The sequence below is a fragment of the Brachybacterium sp. EE-P12 genome (genome assembly GCF_003711805.1).
Classification (GTDB): Bacteria; Actinomycetota; Actinomycetes; order Actinomycetales; family Dermabacteraceae; genus Brachybacterium.
In genome coordinates this window covers 330011-344397 of record NZ_QXCP01000009.1, presented here as the reverse complement: position 1 = coordinate 344397, position 14387 = coordinate 330011, and the positions used below count along the sequence as shown (strand labels likewise).

General features: G+C 64.1%; 16 protein-coding genes. 3 read left to right on the top strand and 13 right to left on the bottom strand.

Going from position 1 to position 14387, the window contains the following annotated elements; all coding sequences use genetic code 11:
• Positions 1-15: 15 nt before the first annotated feature.
• The 5 genes from D1648_RS13815 to D1648_RS13800 all read right to left on the bottom strand — a co-directional run bounded on the left by D1648_RS13815 (position 16) and on the right by D1648_RS13800 (position 2675).
• Positions 16-783 (bottom strand): cytochrome c biogenesis CcdA family protein, encoded by a 768-nt coding sequence (locus D1648_RS13815; RefSeq protein ID WP_122942835.1) that lies wholly within the window; start codon positions 781-783, stop codon positions 16-18.
• Entirely contained in the window at positions 783-1034 is a 252-nt protein-coding gene (locus D1648_RS18535; RefSeq protein WP_318152451.1) for a hypothetical protein, read from the bottom strand. The genes D1648_RS13815 and D1648_RS18535 overlap by 1 nt, the downstream gene beginning before the upstream one ends.
• On the bottom strand, positions 1025-1282 hold the full coding sequence (locus tag D1648_RS18530; protein ID WP_319803200.1) for a TlpA disulfide reductase family protein: 258 nt from the start codon (positions 1280-1282) through the stop codon (positions 1025-1027). The genes D1648_RS18535 and D1648_RS18530 overlap by 10 nt, the downstream gene beginning before the upstream one ends.
• Before the next feature lie 155 nt (positions 1283-1437).
• The gene (locus D1648_RS13805; RefSeq protein ID WP_227488028.1) at positions 1438-1986 is read right to left on the bottom strand and encodes a CueP family metal-binding protein; all 549 of its coding nucleotides are present in this window, start codon (positions 1984-1986) and stop codon (positions 1438-1440) included.
• A 104-nt stretch (positions 1987-2090) separates the two neighbouring features.
• Positions 2091-2675: a YdhK family protein gene (locus tag D1648_RS13800; RefSeq protein WP_122942833.1), complete on the bottom strand. Its 585-nt coding sequence runs from the start codon at positions 2673-2675 to the stop codon at positions 2091-2093.
• A 220-nt stretch (positions 2676-2895) separates the two neighbouring features.
• Here D1648_RS13800 and D1648_RS13795 point away from each other — a divergent pair, with 220 nt between their 5' ends.
• Entirely contained in the window at positions 2896-3306 is a 411-nt protein-coding gene (locus tag D1648_RS13795; RefSeq protein WP_122942831.1) for a four-helix bundle copper-binding protein, read from the top strand.
• Positions 3307-3382: 76 nt separating this feature from the next.
• Here D1648_RS13795 and D1648_RS13790 read toward each other — a convergent pair whose 3' ends face one another.
• The 8 genes from D1648_RS13790 to D1648_RS13755 all read right to left on the bottom strand — a co-directional run bounded on the left by D1648_RS13790 (position 3383) and on the right by D1648_RS13755 (position 10539).
• A complete protein-coding gene (locus D1648_RS13790; RefSeq protein WP_122942829.1) occupies positions 3383-4216 on the bottom strand; it encodes a C40 family peptidase in 834 nt (277 codons plus the stop codon).
• Between the two features lie 500 nt (positions 4217-4716).
• Positions 4717-5157 carry a hypothetical protein gene (locus tag D1648_RS13785; RefSeq protein WP_122942826.1) on the bottom strand — a complete coding sequence of 147 codons (441 nt, stop codon included), beginning with the start codon at positions 5155-5157 and terminating at the stop codon, positions 4717-4719.
• 40 nt (positions 5158-5197) lie between these two features.
• A complete protein-coding gene (locus D1648_RS13780) occupies positions 5198-5698 on the bottom strand; it encodes a hypothetical protein (RefSeq protein WP_122942824.1) in 501 nt (166 codons plus the stop codon).
• Between the two features lie 118 nt (positions 5699-5816).
• Positions 5817-6944 carry a site-specific integrase gene (locus D1648_RS13775; protein ID WP_122942822.1) on the bottom strand — a complete coding sequence of 376 codons (1128 nt, stop codon included), beginning with the start codon at positions 6942-6944 and terminating at the stop codon, positions 5817-5819.
• Positions 6941-7126 carry a helix-turn-helix domain-containing protein gene (locus tag D1648_RS13770; RefSeq protein ID WP_206424813.1) on the bottom strand — a complete coding sequence of 62 codons (186 nt, stop codon included), beginning with the start codon at positions 7124-7126 and terminating at the stop codon, positions 6941-6943. The genes D1648_RS13775 and D1648_RS13770 overlap by 4 nt, the downstream gene beginning before the upstream one ends.
• Positions 7101-8576, bottom strand: a complete 1476-nt coding sequence (locus D1648_RS13765) for a replication initiator (RefSeq protein WP_122942817.1) — start codon at positions 8574-8576, stop codon at positions 7101-7103. The genes D1648_RS13770 and D1648_RS13765 overlap by 26 nt, the downstream gene beginning before the upstream one ends.
• Complete coding sequence (locus D1648_RS13760) at positions 8573-10012, bottom strand: FtsK/SpoIIIE domain-containing protein (RefSeq protein ID WP_122942815.1); 1440 nt, start codon at positions 10010-10012, stop codon at positions 8573-8575. Before D1648_RS13760 ends, D1648_RS13765 begins: the two co-directional genes overlap by 4 nt.
• A gap of 107 nt (positions 10013-10119) precedes the next feature.
• Positions 10120-10539 (bottom strand): plasmid replication, integration and excision activator, encoded by a 420-nt coding sequence (locus D1648_RS13755; protein WP_122942813.1) that lies wholly within the window; start codon positions 10537-10539, stop codon positions 10120-10122.
• A gap of 99 nt (positions 10540-10638) precedes the next feature.
• On the opposite strand from D1648_RS13755, the gene D1648_RS13750 reads away from it, so the two are divergent.
• A complete protein-coding gene (locus D1648_RS13750) occupies positions 10639-11385 on the top strand; it encodes a hypothetical protein (RefSeq protein WP_122942810.1) in 747 nt (248 codons plus the stop codon).
• Between the two features lie 1198 nt (positions 11386-12583).
• On the top strand, positions 12584-14182 hold the full coding sequence (locus D1648_RS17805) for a hypothetical protein (protein ID WP_126281994.1): 1599 nt from the start codon (positions 12584-12586) through the stop codon (positions 14180-14182).
• Positions 14183-14387: the final 205 nt, after the last annotated feature.

Here is a 14387-nt window from a genome sequence, read left to right as displayed (position 1 = left end):
CGGCGGGCTCAGCTCTCAGACGATCGTGGTGAAGGTGCCGATCCGCACCTGCAGCAATGCCATCCACTGCTCCCACACGCCGGTGACCAGCAGGAGTCCGATGGCGATGAGCACGGAGCCACCGACGATCTGGAGCGTCCGGCGATGCCGGGACAACGCTCGGGAGATGCCCAGGGCACGCCGAAACACGAGAGCGAAGAGGATGAACGGGATCCCGAGCCCGATCGCATAGCCGAAAGCCAGGAGAGCGCCGCGACTGGCGGAGGCCTCCCCGAGGCTGAGCGCCGCGACTGCGGCGAACGTCGGCCCGATGCACGGGGTCCACGAGAAGCCGAACGTGATCCCGAGCAACGGGGCACCGGCGAGTCCGGCATCGGGGCGCTTCCGGATCCGTTTCTCACCGGAGAGGCGGGGGAAGATTCCCACAAACACCAGGCCCATGAGGATCACCAGCACCCCGGAGATCCGATTGATCGCTGTTGCGTACTGAATCATCAATGACCCGAGTGCACCGACGAAGCCGCCGATGACCAGGAACACCGTAGTGAAGCCCGCGACGAACAGCACCGCTCCGGTGACCAGGCGCCATGGCCGTTCCCCAGGATCGCCGGTACGGCACGGCCCGGCGTTCTGTCCTGTGAGCCCGGTGATGTATCCGAGGTAGCCGGGGACCACAGGAAGCACGCACGGAGACAGAAACGCGACCAGACCAGCCACGATCGACAGCAGCAGGGCTGCGGCCAGGGGTCCGCTCAGCACGGTGGTGGCGAACAGTTCACCCATCAGGCGGCCTCCGCCAGCACGGTATCCAGGAGGCTCTCGAGGGTGCTCTGGTTGGCCGCGCCCGTGATCCGGGCGGCTACTCGTCCTTCAGCATCCAGGATCAAAGTCGTGGGGACGGCGTTGGGCGAGACGCTGCCGTCCATGGAAGAGATGACGACTCCGTCGGGATCGGGGATCGAGGGGTAGGTGATGCCGAAGGTCGTTTCGAACGCGGCGGCCGGCCCCGCTTGGTCGCGGGTGTTCACGCCCATGAATGCCACTCCCGGGCGTTGTATTCGCTATGCACGGCCTTCAGCGCGGGGGCTTCGAGCCGGCATGGTGGACACGAGGCGTACCAGATGTTGAGCACCAAGGGTGCGCCGCGCAGCGCCGTGGAGTCGAAGTCGTCGCCGTCGTAGGTGGTTCCCTGGATCGCCAGAGGATCGGCGCGTCCCTCTGGGGGGATCTCGACGACGACGCCATCGCCGGAGACGTACCCGGCGTTCGCCTCACTCGCCACATCTGAGGAATTGCTGCACGCCGCAAGGACGGGGGCGAGGACGAGCAGGCTCCCGCCCAGTCGGAGCGTGGTCCGACGACTCAGGCCTGGTGTGACGCTCCGCCCAGCTGGGCCGACCACCGAGTGCCAGAAGGCGGACCGGGTGTTTCGCCTGCTCACGTCAATTGGAGACTGGTCAGACAGGTCAGATCATCCTCCGCCTGGGTCGAGATGGACGCGGTCCCTGTGTAGTCCTCGAGGGTGCACGTGAGCTCCGCGGTGATCCCGCGCGGCAGCCAGAGACCGAGGAACCCGTTGTCATGCGTGGTGCGAGGGCCCTCCGCAAGGACGTCGCCCGAGCCGCTGTCGACCACGCTCACAGTGAGCTCGCGGCTGCGCAGTTCCCCGCGGCAGGTGGTCAGGCTGTGGAAGGCGCACTCGTGGGTGGTCTCCACGAACGGGGCCACCGACAAGTAGAACTGGTCCTCGGGAAGGGGCAGCTCGGCCTCTCGCCCTGCATCGTCTTGGAGCTGAAGAGACGTCGCGGTGACGCTGGCGATCAGGTCCTGCGGTCGTTCAGCCACCGGGAGCGCTTCGAGCCTGTCGATGATCTCGTGCGCGTCCGCGTCGGCGAAGCCATGTTCCTGGAGCAACTCCTGATCACTCGTGACGGATGCGGGCTCGGACCCGCCGGTCCCGCAACCGGCGACCACGAGCGGGAACAAGCCAGCACCGATCAAGACCGATCGCCGGGGCAGCCGCACAGTGCGACGACGCGGCCCATCCCCGGAGGAGGCGAATGCACTTCGAGGGCTCGACGGGGTGGTCATCACGCAGGCTCGATCTCGCTCTCGACGACCCACTTGTGGTTCGTCATCATCATCCCGTCGGCCTCGTAGTCGACCATGTACACAGTCTCCTCGGTGGCACTGTCGATGGTGGCTTCAGCACCCTCCATACCCGCCATGTGATCAGCGGTGATGACCACCTCGGTGCCCTCTGCCAGCGGTGCCTTGCCCGGGTTCTCGAGCTCCTCATGGACGACCCACTTGTGGTCAGTGACCGGCTCGCCGCCGTCGGTCGGGGTGAAGCTGACCGAGTAGGTCGTGGTGTCGAAGGCACCGGAGATCGTCGCTGTCGCTCCCTCCATGTCCTCCATGTGGTCCGCCGTGAGCGTCACCTCTGTGCCGACTGGGAACTCGGGATCCTCCGCAGGCACCATCCCCTCAGGCGCAGGGCCGCCATCCATCGGGTGCTCCATGCCCCCGTGGCCACCACCATCGGACGCCTCCGATGCTTCGGACCCACCGGACGTCTGACCGTCGTCAGACCCGTTGTCGGTGCATCCGGCAAACACAATCGCACCGGTGAAGACGACGGCCGCGAGACGGCCGAAAGAGCGACGAGAACGCATTATTACTCCTAGTCAGAGGACATTTTGCGCCAGCCTACGACCCTCAGATCAAGGTCTCCTCAAGGTCAGGTTTGGACTTCTTGAGCACAGCGCTGACCAGTCGGCCCGCACTGCCTGCGAACGAACGGTCTGCTCGCTTCCGTCATTGGTGACGCCCCGGCTACCGTCGTCAGAGCGGGCCGGTATCCGCGGTCTGTTCGGAACGAGAAGGAGCACGACCATGAACCATCACGTCGCCTCAATGCTTCAGACCTACCCGAAGGGCCTCGGCACCATCGACCAGCAGAAGCTCGCCGCATGCATCGAGGCCTGCTTCGAGTGCGCCCAGACCTGCACCGCCTGCGCGGACGCCTGCTTGGCCGAGGAAATGGTGGCGGAGTTGACCCAGTGCGTCCGACGGAACCAGGACTGCGCCGACGTCTGCGAGACGACCGGCCGGGTCCTCTCCCGTCAGACGGGTAAGAACGTCGCCCTCAACCGTGCACTGCTCGAGGCGTGTCAGGCGGCGTGCCAGTCCTGCGCCGGGGAGTGCGAGAAGCACGCCGAAATGCACGAACACTGCAAGATCTGCGCCCAGGCTTGCCGTCGCTGCGAGCAGACCTGCACCGAGCTGCTGGCCTCGATCAGCTGACGACGCTGCCTCTGCACGCAGAGGGAGCCCCGACCGGTGGTCGAGGCTCCCGCTGCGCTGGCGTTGTGGCGTGCGGTCAGCGGAAGGTGACGAAGGTCGGCGAACCCCAGATGGTCCGCTCGGTGACGGCACCCGGGGTGCGTCCCGCGTCGATGATCGTGTCGCCGCCGGCGTAGATGCCGAGGTGGCCGGGCCACACGACCAAGTCACCCGGCTGGGCCTCGGACTTCGAGATCGTGGTGCCGGCCGCAACCTGCTGCGACGAAGTACGGGGCAGGTCGATACCGGCCTGCTTGTATGCGTACGAGCTCAGGCCCGAGCAGTCGAAGCTGACACCCGGCTTGGAGGAGCCCCACGAGTACGAGGCACCGATCTGGCTGCGCGCGGCGTCGACGATTGCCTTCTGCGAGTTCGTCGCAGAGTGTGTCGGGGCGGGAGCAGAGGTCCCGCCGCCCGAGATGGAAGCGCCGCCGCCGTTCAGTGCACCGCGCGTCTCGGGGCCCACCACGCCGTCGACCTTCAGGTCGTGCGTGCCCTGGAAATCCTTCACGGCCCCATGGGTGAGCTTGCCGAACTTGCCGTCGACGGCCAGCGAGGCACCATGCTCATTGAGCGTGGTCTGGAGCTGTTCCACGGCAGAGCCCTGCGAACCCCACCGCAGCTTCTCGGCGGCCAGTACAGACGTCGCATGGGCAGGAGCCGGCGCCGCGGGTGCGGCAGCCTGCGCAGCAACGGCCGGTGCGGCGGGCGAGACGGCGGGGGCGGCCTGCGCGGGGCCCGCGAGTAATGCGGAGCCGATCACGACCGTGCCGAGCACAGCGGCACCGCCGGTGCCCCGCAGAGCGCGGCCAGCGGTCCCGACGGGGGTGACAGCGCGGCCGAAGGCGCGGTGGGTGTTGTTCTGGGCCATGGTTCTACTCCGTAATTTTCCCTCCTCGATACGAGAGGGAGTCGATGAATGCGTCTGTGCCCCAGCGACAGCGGAACGAGCAACAAGGTGACGGCTCATGTCGGGACGGCGAGATCAACCTACGGTCCTGGACGGCCCAGCAGAACAGCGATGGGCAACCCCGCCCGAGGATTTAGCTGAGGCTTGACGCCGTCCCCACAGGTACCCCCGGAGGGTAGCACTCGTCTTTACACCTTGGGGGTATGAACTTGGGTGCGGGATCAGCTGGTACTCAGCTACTTGGGTGATGCCAACTTGCCGAGAACCTACAGAAGTCAAGCGCGTCGACTGAAACGCAGAGTCGGGAGGATGCCTACGAGCGGGAGGGTTGAGCTGCCGCGACTCAAACTCGTGGCGTCTGCTGCCAGCCGCGGCTGAGTGCCACCGAACATGGCGCGTCGCGGGGCCTACGATCGATGTGCTCCTACAAACCACGCTCCCGACTCCGTGATCCGCCGTGCTCACCGCGCCGGACGCGAAAAAGGACCGATTGCAGCGGCCGCCGGGTTAGCGAAGTGTCGCCACTCATCGCGGGACGCTAGCTCATCAGCGTCGAGCCAAGCATCTGCGAGCAGCACGGTTGACTGCAGCGTCAGCCCAGGGATTCCCGCCCATACGATCGCCGCACGGTAGATGGTCAGGTAGGCATCTCCATCGACCAGCGAGGTCTGTTTCGCAGCTCCGAGGAATGCTCGAGCGCTCGCGATGTCAGCGAAGGGCAGCGCACAGCAGCTACCGGCGCCGAACGACGCCGACGCGATGAAGCAGTGCTCGACGGTAACTTCGCTGTCTGACTCTGCGGGCAGCGTCTCGACCTCGTAAGCCGGCCCGTTGAACAACTCCCATGGAATCGACTCACGGTCAATAACCCCGATCGGATGCCTCAAGACCACGTAGTTCATCTCCTTCACCTTGACTGGCAATATTTGTAGATTGCTGTAATCAGCGCGAGTGCTTGGCGGGGTGGATCTCGAGTGGGCTTGCCCACTGCACTTCCGTCCCCGGCTGCCACTCGAGAGCTTCTGCATCGACGACGATCGATCTATCGTCAATCTCAGTGGTGGGATTCCATTTTGTGATCGACGCGGCGCGAAACAATAAGGAGTGGTCGCTATTAAATCCCTTCATCGCCAACCGACCGAACTCCAAAGCGTCGTCGAAGTCCTCGAGGAGGACTCCCTGAGCGACTCCGAGGTGAGTGGCCCACGCGACGATGAATCCAGCTCCGATGATGCAGTCGGGCCTGCTGCATCTTCTTGGGAGGCGGTCGACATAGAGGACCTGAGATGGTAGTTCCTTCTGGTACCGGCGAGCAGCGACTCGGTCGTATGCGTCGAGTTGGGCGATCGGCTCAACCCTGTTCCCGTAGATCGACTGATCATTCAGGTGGGTCAAGGGAAGCGCACCGAGCACTTCGATGGATGGTATGAGCGGATGCTTCACGGAAATCTCCTCTTGGTGAGTCCATGAAAGATAGGTCGCAGATAGAGTCATTTGCAAGTTCAGACGGAAATCCGTAACCTCGCACTGTCGTAACCTCGTAACCTCGTAACCTCGTAAACTAGGCTCGGAAAAGGGCATCCATCCGCTGAGCGGAATCGTCCTGCAATGCAGGAATGACGTGCGAATAAGAGTTCATGGTGACAGCGATGGCGGAGTGCCCCAGCAGTTCCATGACGACGCGCGGAGCGACGCCTTCAGCGAGGAGCAGGGAGGCGCAGGTATGGCGGAGGTCATGCAGCTTGACCCGGCGCAGCTCCGCCTTCTTCAGCAGTGCCTCGAAGGCACGGTTCACATTGCGGGGCTCGATCGGAGTGCCGGCCTGGGAGGTGAAGACGAGTGTTGTCGGGCCAACGGGCAGCCCGAGCGAAGCAAGCTTCTCTCGCTCGGAAGTGCGGTGACGGGTGAGTGCGTCGATGCAGAAGGCGGGAAGCACGATCCGTCGGCGCGAGGTGTCCGTCTTGGGGCTCTTTAGGCGCAGCTCGCCTCTGGAGCGCTGAAGGGACTGCACGATCCGCAGGCGACCGTTCTCGAGGTCGACGTCGCTCCACCGGAGCCCGAGGGCTTCACCCCGTCGCAGCCCAAGCCCGACGTAAAGGGTCCACAAGGCTTCCCAATCGTGACCCTTCGCCGCTTTCAGAAGCTTCTTCGCCTCCTCCGGCGTCAGCGGCTCGACCTCCTTGCGCACCGGATTGGAGACCACGACCAGCTTCGCCACGTTCCTTGGGACGAGGTCTTCCCGCATTGCATGCTGGAGTGCGGAGCGGATGATCGCGTGGATCTGCTTGACCGTCGCGGCGCTCTTGCCCTCACGTCTCTTCGCGCCGAGGAACTCCCTCAGATCCGAAGCGGTGAGCTGCCCCAGCGGCTTTGACCCGAGCGCGGGCACGACGTGGTTCCGGATGTACCCCTCGTAGGTCTGGTAGGTCGCCGGGCTCAAACGTGGTTCCTGCACGTCCTGCATCCACGACTCCAAGAAGGCCTTCAAGGTGAGGCGGCCGGGCGTTGCAGCGATGCCAGAGCGGGACTTCTCCTGCATGCCGGCGAGTTTCGTGGCGACGTCCTTGCGGGTCTTCCCGTAGGCAGTCTTCCGCTTGCGGGTGCCGTCCGGGGTGAGGATGTACGCCGCACCTGCCCACCGACCATCTGTGCGCCGGTAGATGCTGCCCTCCCCATTTGCGCGGCTCATGCGACGACGGGGGCCGGTTCGAGGTTCTCGACGTACGCGAGAAGATCGACGGCCTTAATCAGCCGGGAGCGACCGAGCTTGACGCTGGGCAGCTCCCCGCAGCGCATCAGGTCGTATACCCGGGTCTTCGAGACGCTGAGCCGATCAGCGACCTCGTCAGCTGTGAAGCAGAGCTTCTCCATTGTTCTTTCCTTTCTCGTGGAGTCGACGGGCGGCGCAGCGAGAGTCCTTCCACTCGCGTGCTGCGTCGGCAGCAGAGCGGGCGAGCTCGGCATCGCCGGGGGTGAGCCAGCCCTGTCCGGCGAAGCGGAACTCGTTGATCACGACGGTGTATTCAGTGCCGTCGAACGAGCCAGCGGTTCCCGTGGAGCCTGCGGGTGTCCTGAGCTGCTCACGGTCGCGGTGGTACTTGCGCCGCGCATCGCGGAGCGCGCCGAGGGTCGTGGAGAACCGGCGGGACTTGCTCGCAAAGTGACCGCGGAAGCCCAGGGCATCAGCCCACTTCCCGAGCAGCGCGTAGGGGCTGGTGAATCCGTCGGTGAGGAGCGCCCGCCCACACAGCTCGAGGCAGGTCTCCCGCAGGCGTCTGAGGTGGCGATTCGGTTCGCCCTCCGCTGCGACATCACCAGCCGCCTTGGTGGCGTACTTGGCAAGGTAGGCCGCCACCATCTCGGGGGAGACGTCGCCGCCATCGTCTGTGTGTCGCTGGACAGGGCGAGCGTCGACCTGACGCCCGAAGCGGAGAGCGCGAGCGGAGTTATTGCAGTCGACCGGCGCAGCGTCGACCTCAACGTCCTGCGCGGCTTCGAGACAGCGCTTAGCAAGCCAGGAGGCGGGGACGTCGATTGCGGGGGAGGGGAAGGGCTCCTCGTCCGTCGGGGCCCCATCGAGCCGGACAAGTGCGTGCAGGTGGATCGCGCCGCGCTTCTGATACTCGCCGACCTTGGCGAACTGCACGCGAAGGAGATCCCTCGAGGCCTTCTCGCTCATGCCGAGATGAGTCGCGACCAGACGGCGCAGGCGGATCGTGAAGCGCCGCCAGAGTTCGGGGCAGTGCCACTGCCAGACGGTCTGCCCCTCGTAGTCGTAGCAGTCCGGGCACAGTGGCTGCCCGATCCGGGCGTCGTCGGCGTCGTGGTGCTCGGTGCAGCGGCGAGGGCGACCGTGCTCGCACAGGCCCGGCGCAGCGTTGACGGTGCACTGCCGAGGCTGGGCACCGGCACGAGTGGACGAGTGCACAGCGCCGAACGACGGTGCGGTCAGAGTGAGGAACACCAGCGGGTGCGTGGAGACGCTCTCCGGGACCCCCTTGTCCCCGCCGGAGACCCCTGCCGAGAGGAGGTGCCACATGTCGCCCTGGTACTCATGAGAGCACGAAGGGCAGCGGGAGGCCCGCCGGTTGCCGCAGCGGACGTAGAGAACGCTGTCAGGGAGGTCGCGGCTGTCGAACGTGTGGAGGTGCTGGCCGGACCTGCGATCGAAGGTGCGCGCCCGACCGAAGAGGCGCACCGGGCGGGAGCAGAACCCGGTCGAGGCGGCCTGCTTGGACCAGTCCTCGAAGCCGTCGGAGAGCATCCGTGTCAGTGCGGTGGGGTCCTCGACGTCGAGGGTGTAGAGATCGGGGTCGATCACGATGCGGCTCCTTCCGAATCCGACTTGCTCCGAGCGCGAGCCCGCGAGCTACGAGGCTTCTCCGTGGGCTCCGGGACGACGACGGGGATCGTCGACGGAGCCGGGAACTGCTCGGCCGCTGCCCGGATCAGGTCGTCATCGACGAACGCAGCGCGCACGCGGATCGGCTCCGAGCCGTCTTCCGGGACCACATAGCCGATGCCCGGAGAGGCGAGCGGAATCTTGTGACAGAGGGCCCCAGATGCCACTGCACCGTCACCAAGGACCATCGAGGTCTCCTCGCGATCCCGCAGACGAAGCCCGACCATCTGCGTGAACAGGCCGCGGTTGGGGATCGTCTCCTTCCGGGGATCCTGGATGCAGGCAACCACGGTGTAGCCGACGGCGCGCCCCTGGGAGCAGAGCAGCGACATCGCGGTGCGCGCGCGGCTCTTGAGGTCGCGGTCCTCGATGTACGACGTCAGCGCGGCCACCTCGTCGATCAGCACGACGACCAGCGGTTCATCGGCACTCGCGGTGTGCTGGCGAGTATGACCGGCCATCCGTTCGAGGCGAGCACTCATTGCCTCGACGGCGTCCTCGAGCACCACCACGGCTTCAGCAGGCGTCACGGCGTAGCGGCTGAACAGATCCTTGCCCATTCCCAGCTCGACGCCGCCCTTGAGGTCGATCCCGTGTACCTGGGCTTCGCCGCGAGCGATGGCGGGAGCGAGGCCGATGGTGACGCCCCAGACGAGCGATGCCTTCCCGGAGCCCGAGGAACCAGCCACGAGGGTGTGTGTGCCCGCGATGCGGAGCCACCAGTCGTCGTCCCTGGTGTCGATGCCCATCCACACCGAGCGGCCATCCCAGGGATCTTCTGCTTCCGGGAGCCCGCGGTGGACGATCTCGGAGAGGGCATCGCCGAACGTGAAGATCAGCGTGAGGGAGAGGTCTCCCATCACGCGAATGTCTGTGGCGCCTGCCGTCGTGCGGAGGCGGTCCGCGACCTTCTGGAAGTCCTCAACGGTCTGGCCAGTGAGCAGTCCGGGCACTACGGCGAGCTCGTTGCGAGTCCACGTCTTACTCACGATGGTGGGGCAGACGAGGCGCTTCTGCCCCTCGCGATCAATGCTGGACGATGCCAGCCCGCACTCCTCCATCAGCAGCGGCCATGACTCGAGCAGGTCGAGCCACACGGACCGGCGTGTCAAAGGGTGTGAGACGGCCCGGCAGTACGTGTGGGGCTGGAACCGGGCCCAGAGTGCGAAGTACAGCGCGATGGCTCCGACGACGGCGAAGGGCTTCCAGCTCCCGAGCAGGTCGGCCGAGAGCCAGGTGAACATCGCGACGACGAACCAGAACCGGTGGAACCAACGCACGTGACCCCAGAGGCCCGTGAGAATCCACCGCAGCTCGGCGAGGCCGAAGCGGAAGGCGAGGGAGGCGGTGTGCATGGCTCACGCACCCCCGAACGCCAGCTGCCAGCAGAGCGGGATGACCTGCCAGAGCAGTATCCCGATCGCTGCGACGTTGAGCAGACGCATCGCCTTCCGCTCCATGATCACGCCGCCTCGGTGCTCGAGGTGCGAGCGGAAGCCTTCGCCTCGGCGAAGCCCGTAGCCCTCAGCGAGTACGCGATCTTCGGGAAGTTCCCGTTCTGGTCGACGTACGGCGTGAGGGTGAGCCCTTCGAAGGCGACAGCGCGGAAGGGGCCGGTAATCGGTCCCTTGGGCGGCACCGGCTGGTGGTCGGAGGAGACCTTCACGGTCACCTCGGCCTGACCCTTCCGGCTTTCGGGGTCCGGATCCAGAACCCTGACCTGCCAGACGCGCAGTCCGGAGACCTTGTCACGCACCTGGGGGTCGACCTCACCGGCTCTCTTCTTGTCGAAGTCTTCGGTGGCGGTGACCTCACCGATCATGTACGCGCCCTGGGGGAACACGTCCTCCATCTGGACGGGGAAACGAGTCTGCACAGCCATGGTTGGCCTCCTTGGGTTGGGATCAACTGCCCGACCAGTAGACACATGACACTTGACGGAAGTCAAGTGACAATGTGAGGGCATGCGTATGATGAGTGCATGAGCCAGCCGTACATCGCTACCAACGCGCAGGTCGGAGACGCCTTCAACCTGCCCGAGCCGATCCGCGATTTGGCGGAGAAGCTGAGGTTGCGTGCGCTTGAGACGAGCCACGAAGCAAGAGAGGAGCTCGAGGCGGGCCAGCGCGACGAGCTGTTCCTGCTGGCGTCTCTCGGGTTCGCGAACGAGGCCGAACGCGAAGCCAAGGACCTCCGGACGCTCCTGACGGCCTATGCTCACGCGGTCGCGAGCGAGCGGCCCAGCCTTCAGGAGGTCGCGAGCTGGCAACGAGTCACCCCGGGGAACCTGCGGCGAAGGTACTCGCCAATCCACGTAGACGCTGTCAAGTCCCTCCTGGGCGACCGAGTGTCCTTTGACCTGGTCGAGACCGCCTTTGCATCAGTCGATGATGAGATGCTGCGTGATCGGAACGACCAGGCTCGGAATGACTACCGCATGCGTGCGGATATCCGCAGCGCATTCACGACGTTCATTGATGAGACTGCCGATGTGCTGCACGGCGAAGGGTGGCGAGGTCGCACGTTGGTCGAGTCTCGCTTCGACCCGAATCCGCTGCGCGGATACACGGGGGTAAGCGCGCTAAGCGTGGAAACCAAGAGAGCGCTGACAGATGTCTCGCCGAACCTTATGGAACACGCACTGTCCCGCCTCAGCGACGACCACGCAAAATACTTTGAGTTCGAACGGCATGCCGTGGAGCAGGCTGGTGTTGTCCCGCGGGCCTGATCGCTACCGTTCCGAAGATCGAGAAGGTCGCCTGATCGTGGAACGGTGTGCAGGAGCGATATCAGCCGGCGAAGGAGTCTTCCACGACGGCATCCGCAGCGCGTGCGACGGCGGCAAGTCGGCCTTGGCGTAACGCGTCCACAGGCGACTCGTCGTCGAGCCACGGGTTGGCCCCCGTGAACCATGTGCGTGCGACTGCCTCGCCCTCGGCCTCAGAGACCGTGCACCAGGCGGAGTAGGCAGCGCGAAGACGTCGTTCGCTTGCTGGACCCGGGGCTGCTGATCCCGCTACCCACGCACGAGCATGCTGAGGACCTCTGGATCCGGCTAGGGCCGAAACCAGCGTGGGTCCAAGACGCGCGTTGAGCCTCCTGGTGCACTCGCGGAGCTCGATGCTCAGGCCGGAGGGCTCAAGAGTCGAACTCGGCTCCCCGCCATGTCTGGTGAACGTTTGACCTGCCTCAGAGGACCCCACTGATGTGCTCCTTCCAGAGGACCTTGGTCAAGGAGGCTACCTCGAAGGCTTCCGGGCGCGCCGTCGGGCAGAAGCGAAGGCGCTTCATCTGGGCGGAGCGCCCCTCGCCGGCCGCCGCCAGGGGGTAGATATCGGACTTGCTGCCGTGAAGGTTCCCGACACACGAGCCCCGTCAGCTCCGCCCCACTACCATCAACCGCATAGCTGCACCATCGCAGTGGTGTCAGAAGCTGACCTCGGGAGTTCCTGCCGGACGTCAGGGCCCGAGGTCAGCGCCCGCAATTCCACTGGAGGTCTCGACGTCGAGTACTGGCTCGTGAGAACTTTCCCTACTCCTTCAAGGGGCGGCTCCGCCGCCCGCCGTGAGTGGCACATGATCGCTTCCGGTCCTCGCTTCGCTGCGGGCCTCAGCGCTCACCGTGCCACTCACTCCGCAAGCCGCACCTGAAATTCGCTTGGTAAAACTGTAACTATTGACCCAAGGAAAGTCGATTGGCCCAGCACAAACGCAATCTCCAGCTATCATTCGACTATGTAATCTGCGAGCGCTGCGATGAACAGCGGCTTCTCGCCCGCCCGTGCATCAACTGCGGGAGAGGGCCGGAGCCTGATGAATGTCAGCAGGATCTCTCGCGGAGAATCGGTCTTGTGGACGACTTTCGAGCGACCCGGAGCTCCCCGACTTCGCCATCCGGTGCCGATCTGAGCCAGCTCGAACGACAAGTGGACGAAACAACTCGAACAGTTGAGCGCGCGTTAGCTAAAGCGTCCCGAGAAGGCGAGGCGCCGGGAGCTCTTCTGGCCGCTTTCTATCAGCTCGACAGCCTTGTGCTTTCGTGGCAATCGCCGCAGCCTCGACCAAATAGAAATCTAGGAAAGCTCATCGGTCGCGCACTCGGGCAGTTGCGGGCTGGGTACGAGAAGTTCCTTGATGCGATGTGTGCCCCAGACATGAACGAGGCACAAAGGTTCGAAGCTGAAGGCAACGCAGAGATTCGGTTGGGCGAACGCCATCTTGCGCAAATCGAGGAGTTGATCTGGGCGGACGAGGTTTCCAAAGACTCAGACCCCCTCCAGGTGGCTAACAGTGCCGGCCGGGCTATTCGCGACAGGCTAGGCAACCCGGCCACAATCGAGGAGCTGGAGCTTGAGCTCAGGCGTATCGAGGGTGCGAGTTCGGTAAGTGGAGGATCAGGCATTGAGTATCAAATGATGCGCATTATGGCGCTCACGCAATTTGACTTTGATCGCTTCACCGGTATTCGGGACCGAGTTGCGGATGTGCTCGGGAAGTCCAGTGCCTTCTTGGAGCTGGGAAAGGGTGAGGCGTGGCGGCGTCAACATGCAAGGGCGCAGGCAAACCTTTCGGGCTCACTTGGTGCGGCAAATCTTGTCGTGAACTCTGAAGACTCGGGGGAGCTGGACATTGTCAACAGTGCGGTTCAATGTGTTGCAACTCTTCGAGATGGCGTATTACGACACGCAGTTGCAACTGTCGTGGCTCTCGAACCGGGCGAGTATGATTCGTTCGTAAGTAAGAGTGGCGGACATTCTCTCAAGGCTGCCGATAGGCGTTTTCCAGAGATCCCGATATCTGAGGGGCTCGAGTCGAGTTTTCGTAACGCCGGGGGGCATGGGGGAGTGGACGACCTGAACGGCGACGAGGTGACTATTCAGGGGAAAACATTCTCTTCTGAGCAGTTCACCGATGTGTATCTGGCTTACCTTGAAACTGTTCTTTCTGTTTGGAGCGGCCTGAATCTCGCGCTCGACCGGTTTGGGGGTGAGTTCAGGATGCTGGACTACATTTCACCCAGGGATGTGAAAACAGCGATCACTGCCGGGGTGGGAATCTTGGGCGTGGAGTGCGCCTCGATTGAGATGCGCGGAGATTGGCTCAGTTTGAAGGTCCAAAGTTCTGAACACGATTGGCTGCGAGTCGCGGCGTTCATTAGTGGAATTGAACTAGTGGAGGCGGAGTCGTTGCTAGTTGAGTTTCTGGACGGCGGAGACGTTCGTCATTTCACGGCTAGTCTGAGTGTGTTTAGGGAGGCGGATTATGGCGCGGCGGCCATGAGTGATGAAGAGAATGCACTTCTGGTTGCTGGAGCGCTTGCGGGGTGCGCACTGGACGGGGTCTCGTTATGGCATAGGCAAGATTGGTCTGCCGTCTTGTCGAAATTGACCTCGCGAGATGGTGTTGAGGATTATAAGGCTTGGATTGCTCGACTTAAGGCCTTCAGGCGTCTAGCGATCGAAGTTGGTGATGATAATGCTGCGGCGTCATGCCTGTCTGCAATTCGGAGTTTTCGGATGGCGTGAGTGTGGTTCGGGCATAATTGCCATTGATGCGCCCCCAAATCCCTGACAGCAACGATGACAGCAACGCGATGGTGTCCGTCGGCCTCGAATCTGCTGTACGAGCTCGCTGACCTGGTAGAACCTGGTCGGCCACCCGTGTCCGGACGGACTTTTAATCCGCGGGTCGAGGGTTCGATCCCCTCCGGGCCCACTGGTCAGAGCTCAT

Bases quoted from the DNA above. Each gene is read 5' to 3' on its own strand.
- D1648_RS13750 (WP_122942810.1), top strand. From the start codon at position 10,639: ATGAGCCAGCCGTACATCGCTACCAACGCGCAGGTCGGAGACGCCTTC.
- D1648_RS13775 (WP_122942822.1), bottom strand. From the start codon at position 6,944: ATGAGCCGCGCAAATGGGGAGGGCAGCATCTACCGGCGCACAGATGGT.
- D1648_RS18535 (WP_318152451.1), bottom strand. From the start codon at position 1,034: ATGGGCGTGAACACCCGCGACCAAGCGGGGCCGGCCGCCGCGTTCGAA.
- D1648_RS13800 (WP_122942833.1), bottom strand. From the start codon at position 2,675: ATGCGTTCTCGTCGCTCTTTCGGCCGTCTCGCGGCCGTCGTCTTCACC.
- D1648_RS13815 (WP_122942835.1), bottom strand. From the start codon at position 783: ATGGGTGAACTGTTCGCCACCACCGTGCTGAGCGGACCCCTGGCCGCA.
- D1648_RS13795 (WP_122942831.1), top strand. From the start codon at position 2,896: ATGAACCATCACGTCGCCTCAATGCTTCAGACCTACCCGAAGGGCCTC.
- D1648_RS13755 (WP_122942813.1), bottom strand. From the start codon at position 10,539: ATGGCTGTGCAGACTCGTTTCCCCGTCCAGATGGAGGACGTGTTCCCC.
- D1648_RS13785 (WP_122942826.1), bottom strand. From the start codon at position 5,157: ATGAACTACGTGGTCTTGAGGCATCCGATCGGGGTTATTGACCGTGAG.
- D1648_RS13760 (WP_122942815.1), bottom strand. From the start codon at position 10,012: ATGCACACCGCCTCCCTCGCCTTCCGCTTCGGCCTCGCCGAGCTGCGG.
- D1648_RS13790 (WP_122942829.1), bottom strand. From the start codon at position 4,216: ATGGCCCAGAACAACACCCACCGCGCCTTCGGCCGCGCTGTCACCCCC.
- D1648_RS13770 (WP_206424813.1), bottom strand. From the start codon at position 7,126: ATGGAGAAGCTCTGCTTCACAGCTGACGAGGTCGCTGATCGGCTCAGC.